Below are 5,103 nucleotides of genomic sequence, written 5' to 3'. Positions count from 1 at the left end.
ATCGTGATGCTGCTGGCCGACGAGCAGAACATCCGCGAGGTCATCATGTTCCCGATGAACCAGCGGGCCGAGGACCTGATGATGGGCGCGCCCAGCGAACCCAGCAACGAGCAGTTGCGCGAATTGCGGCTGCGGGTTCTGCCCAAGGACGCCTGAGATGGCGGCGCCCGAACGGCCACGGGGCGCGGCGGTCCCGGATTTCACCCCTCCGCCGCCCCCCGGTCCTGACCGGATCGAGGGGCGGTTCGTCGCGCTGGAACGGCTCGACCCCGCGCGTCATGCGGATGACCTGTTTCACGCGAACCGCGGGCGGGACGACTTGTGGGACTACATGGGTTATGGTCCGTTCGAGACATTGGACAATTACCGGGCGTGGCAGGAATCCGTGGCCGGACTGCCTGATCCCTTTTTCTACGCGCTGCGCGAGAAGCGGGCGGGCAGGATCGCGGGCGTGGCCTCGTTCCTGCGGATCGACCCGGCCAATGGTGTGATCGAGATCGGCCATATCCAGTTCGCGCCCGCCCTGCAGCAAACAGCGGCGGCATCCGAGGCGATCATGCTGATGATCGGCTGGGCCTTCGCCAGCGGCTACCGGCGCGTGGAATGGAAATGCAACGGGCTGAACGCGGCCTCGATGCGGGCGGCCGAACGCTTCGGCTTCACCTTCGAAGGCATCTTCCGCAACCACATGGTCATCAAGGGCCGCAGCCGCGACACCGCCTGGTGGGCGATCACCGACGCCGACTGGCCCGCCATTGCCGCCGCGAACGCGGAATGGCTGTCGCCCGGAAACTTCGACGCCGACGGCCGCCAGCGCCGCGGGTTGCGCGCCATCCGCTCAGGCTGACCTCGCCAGGGACGGAAACGAAAAGCCCCGGCCGGATGACCGGCCGGGGCGGGAATGTCGGCTCTGGACAGACGCCTCAGAGCGCCCAGGCGACCGAGACCTCGTGCCAGCCTTCCCAGATCATCTTCAGCGACACGAACAGGATGATGAGCAGGCCGATCCAGGCGATCCAGCGGAAGCGGTTGATCAGCCGTGCGATGAAGGTCGAGGCGAAGCCCATCAGCGCGATCGACAGCACAAGGCCGATGATCAGCACGTCGATGTGGTGCCGGGCGGCGCCGGCCACGGCCAGCACGTTGTCCAGCGACATCGACACGTCGGCGATGATGATCTGCGTCGCCGCCTGCGCAAAGGTCTTGCGCGGCGCTCCGCCCACGCGGCCGTCCTTGTCGAGATCGGCGTCCTCGAGGACCTCGTGCGCCTCGACCTCGTGATGGGCGTGACCCGCGCTGAGTTCGCGCCACATCTTGTAGCAGACCCACAGCAGCAACAGGCCGCCGGCCAGCAGCAGGCCGGTGATCGCCAGAAGCTGGGTGGTGACCAGCGCAAATCCGATCCGCATCACGGTTGCGGCGATGATGCCGACAAGGATCGCCTTGTTGCGCTGGTCCTTGGGCAGCCCGGCCGCGGCCAGGCCGATCACGATGGCATTGTCGCCCGCCAGCACCAGGTCGATCGCGATGACCTGGAACAGCGCAGCAAGCCAGTCTCCGGTGATGAAATCCATGCTGATCCTTTCGCTTCACCCGACCGCGCGAGCCGGCGTTCCGTTGCGGACGGCGGCAGCCGCCCGAGTCCTCTCGCGCCGCCTTGCCCGGCGCGCCGCATAGACCCTGAGCCGTTCAAGGGCAATGCCCGCCAAACGGCAAGCGCACCATTCTGTCACGCGCCCGTCACGCTGGCCTGCGACATGCGCGCAGCTTTCACGAACAAGGAGGTTTCGTCCGTGCTGATCCGTTCCATGCTGACCTCGGGGCTTGCGCTTCTGGCCGCCGCCCCGGCGCTGGCCGAACCGCATTTCAACCGCATCGCAAGCTTTGCGACCGTGGACAACATGGCCGCAGGGGAAGACCCCGCGCGCGAGACCTCGGCCGAGATCATGGCCGTGACCCCGGACGGCAACACGCTGATCTATTCGGACAGCCCGCTGGGCGCCTTGGGGATGGTGGACATCACCGACCCGCGCCAGCCGAAGCCCCTGGGCCACGTGCCGATGGAGGGAGAGCCCACCACGGCGGTGGTGCGCGGGACCCTTGCCTTCGTCGGCGTGAACACCTCGGACAGTTTCACCGATCCGTCGGGCGTGCTGCGGACGGTGGACCTGTTCACCCGGCAGGTCATCGCCGGTTGCGACCTTGGCGGGCAGCCCGACGCCGTGGCGATCTCGCCCGCGGGCGATATGATCGCCGTGGCTATCGAGAACGAGCGCGACGAGGAGGTGAACGACGGGGCGCTGCCGCAGATGCCTGCAGGCTTCGTGCTGCGCCTGCCGGTCAGCGATGCGGGCGTCGATTGCGCCGGGCTGCAGCGGATCGACCTGACCGGACTGGCCGATGTCGCCCCCGAGGACCCCGAGCCCGAATACCTGGCCTTCAACGAGGCGGGCGAACTGGCCGTCACCCTGCAGGAAAACAACCATCTCGTGGTGATCGGCGCGGACGGGCAGGTGGCGGCGCATTTCAGCGCGGGCGCCGTCGATCTGGACGGGATCGACACCGAGGACGATGGCCGGCTGGATTTCACCGGCGCACAGCGCCAGGTCCCGCGAGAACCGGATGCCGTGGTGTGGCTTGACGACGACCATTTCGCCACCGCGAACGAGGGCGACTGGAAGGGCGGCTCGCGCGGCTTCACCATCTGGTCAAAGGACGGCGCCGTCGTCCACGAAAGCGGCACTGCGTTTGAACGCGCGCTCATCGCCATCGGCCATTACCCGGACGGGCGGTCCGACAACAAGGGCGTTGAACCCGAGGGGCTGGCCTTTGCCGCCTATGGCGGCCAGCCGCTGCTGTTCGTCGGGTCCGAACGCGGCAGCGTGGTGGGGGTTTATGACGTGGCCGACCCGGCGGACCCGCGGTTGCTGCAACTGCTGCCCTCGGGCATCGGGCCGGAGGGGCTGACGCCCATCCCCGCGCGCAACCTCTTCGCCACCGCGAACGAGACCGATCTCGGCGAGGACGGCGGTGCCCGTTCCCATGTCATGATCTACGAGCGCGCCGAGGGACCTGCCGCCTATCCGACGCTGACCAGCGAAGGCAGCGAGCCGCTGATCGGCTGGGGCGCGATCTCGGGGCTGGCCGTCGATCCGGCGGATGACGCCCGGCTTTTCGCCGTCAGCGACAGCGCCTATTCGGCCGAGCCTGCGATCTACACGATCGACGCGGCCGCGACGCCCGCGCGGATCACCGCGAAGACGGTCGTGACTCGTGACGGCCAGCCTGCCGAAAAGCTGGATCTGGAGGGGATCACATCGGACGGGCAGGGCGGCTTCTGGCTCGCCTCGGAAGGCGATGCCGGAAAGGACGTGCCCCATGCCGTCCTGCATGTCGATGCCTCGGGCGCGATCACCGAAGAGATCGGCCCTCCCGCCACGCTCGACCCGCATCAGGAACGCTTCGGCTTCGAGGGCATCGCCCTGGTCGAGGGCAAGCTGTGGCTGGCCGTCCAGCGTGAATGGGGCGACGATCCTGACGGGCAGACGAAGCTTTTGCAACTGGACCCCGCCACACAGGACTGGGCCGGCGTCCGCTATCCGCTGGACCGCGGCGAGGGCTGGGTCGGGTTGTCCGAGATCGCCCGCCACGGCGACCACCTTTATGTGATCGAGCGCGACAACCTGATCGGGCAGGCCGCCCGGCTGAAGGCCATCACCCGGATTCCGCTGGCCGACCTGAACCCTGCACCCTTGGGCGGCGAGTTGCCGCTGGTCACAAAAGAGCCGGTGCGCGACCTCATTCCCGATCTGCTGGGCTGGAACGGCTATGTGCAGGACAAGGTGGAAAGCCTCGCCATCGCGTCCGACGGCACCGCATGGATCGCCACGGACAACGACGGGGTGGAGGATGCCTCGGGCGAAACCTTCCTCTGGTCGGTCAGGCTGGACTGACCCCTGCATCAGATAAGGGACGGCAGACAGGGGATAGGGGAGCCTGCAGGCTCCCCTTTCCGCATTCCTGCGGGCCGCGTCAGTTCAGGGGCGCAGGCGGGACGGATGCCGCGTCGCCTGTATCCGGGATGGCTACATCATTGCCATCTGCGGCGGTTCCGCTTGCTGGCCGGGCCGGTTCCTGCGGCGCTGCCTGACCGCCGGGTGCGGGCGGTGCGGCATCCGGTGCAGGTTGCGCGGCGCCCGCGGGCGACAGCGGTGCGGGTTGCGGCGCAAGCGACCATCCGGGCGACCCGGCCGGCTCGCCCGCAGCCTGCGGCGGGGCGGTCGGGGCGGGGCGCCCCTCGCCGCCCGGCGGCATTCCCCCGCCATGGCGGTGTCCCTCCATCATGCCCGGATGATGGGGTGCGCCCGGACCATGACCCTTGGGCGGCATCGCCCCATGGGGATGTCCCCGGCCCTTGCCGGGTCCGCAATCGGCGGCCCCGCCTGCAGGCAGCAGCGTCCACACGCCCGTCACCTGCGCCGTCAGCGTCAGCTCTCCGGTCTCGACGGGGGTCGAGGCATCCGCCTCGGCCGCCCGCGCCATCATCGCCATGGGGCGGGGGCTGCCCGACATGCTGGTGTCGGTCAGGGACAGCAGCGGTCCCACCTCCATCCCGGCGGCTTCCGCGATCACCCCGGCGCGGCGCCGGGCCTCGGTCACGGCGGCGGTGCGGGCGCGGTCCTCGGTCGCGGCGGCATCCTCGCGCGAGAAGCCGATGCCCTGCACGTCGGTCGCGCCGGCCCCGACCATGGCGTCCAGCATCTCGCCCAGGCGGGGCAGGTCGCGGATGCGGGCGGTCACGATGTTCTGCGCCTGGTAGCCGGTGATGACCGGCGGCTGCCCTTCGCGCGAATAGTCCTGGATCGGCGACAGGTTCAGCCCCTGCGTCTGCAGGTCGGCCGGGGCCACGCCCTGCGCCCGCAGCGCCTCGATCACCGCCGTCTGGCGGGCGGCATTGTCGGCCATCGCCTGCGCGGCGGTGGGGGCCTGCGTGGTGACGCCCAGCGACACCGTGGCAAGATCCGGGGCGACGCTGGCGCGGCCCTCGCCCTGCACGTTGATCGTCGCGGGCTTGCCGCAGCCATGCCCCGCGGGATGGGCCGA

At 69.4% G+C, this 5,103-nt stretch carries 4 protein-coding genes; 2 read left to right on the top strand and 2 right to left on the bottom strand.

The window, feature by feature from the left end:
* The first annotated feature begins 157 nt into the window (after positions 1-157).
* Positions 158-847 (top strand): GNAT family N-acetyltransferase, encoded by a 690-nt coding sequence (locus Q4F04_RS13930; RefSeq protein ID WP_303370407.1) that lies wholly within the window; start codon positions 158-160, stop codon positions 845-847.
* Between the two features lie 76 nt (positions 848-923).
* On the opposite strand, the gene Q4F04_RS13925 is transcribed toward Q4F04_RS13930, so the two are convergent.
* Entirely contained in the window at positions 924-1,574 is a 651-nt protein-coding gene (locus tag Q4F04_RS13925) for a TerC family protein (RefSeq protein WP_303370406.1), read from the bottom strand.
* A 234-nt stretch (positions 1,575-1,808) separates the two neighbouring features.
* On the opposite strand from Q4F04_RS13925, the gene Q4F04_RS13920 reads away from it, so the two are divergent.
* Positions 1,809-3,953: an esterase-like activity of phytase family protein gene (locus Q4F04_RS13920; RefSeq protein ID WP_303370408.1), complete on the top strand. Its 2,145-nt coding sequence runs from the start codon at positions 1,809-1,811 to the stop codon at positions 3,951-3,953.
* A gap of 79 nt (positions 3,954-4,032) precedes the next feature.
* Here the strand turns inward: Q4F04_RS13920 and Q4F04_RS13915 are convergent.
* Positions 4,033-5,103 (bottom strand): SIMPL domain-containing protein (locus Q4F04_RS13915; protein ID WP_303370405.1); only part of this gene is annotated, 1,071 nt, incomplete at its 5' end.

The organism is Paracoccus sp. (in: a-proteobacteria) (genome assembly GCF_030536915.1).
Classification (GTDB): Bacteria; Pseudomonadota; Alphaproteobacteria; order Rhodobacterales; family Rhodobacteraceae; genus Paracoccus.
This window is presented reverse-complemented; position numbering and strand designations above follow the sequence as displayed.

Excerpts from the sequence above, each read along its gene's own strand:
- Q4F04_RS13920 (WP_303370408.1), top strand. The coding sequence starts at position 1,809 with ATGCTGACCTCGGGGCTTGCGCTTCTGGCCGCCGCCCCGGCGCTGGCC.
- Q4F04_RS13925 (WP_303370406.1), bottom strand. The coding sequence starts at position 1,574 with ATGGATTTCATCACCGGAGACTGGCTTGCTGCGCTGTTCCAGGTCATC.
- Q4F04_RS13930 (WP_303370407.1), top strand. The coding sequence starts at position 158 with ATGGCGGCGCCCGAACGGCCACGGGGCGCGGCGGTCCCGGATTTCACC.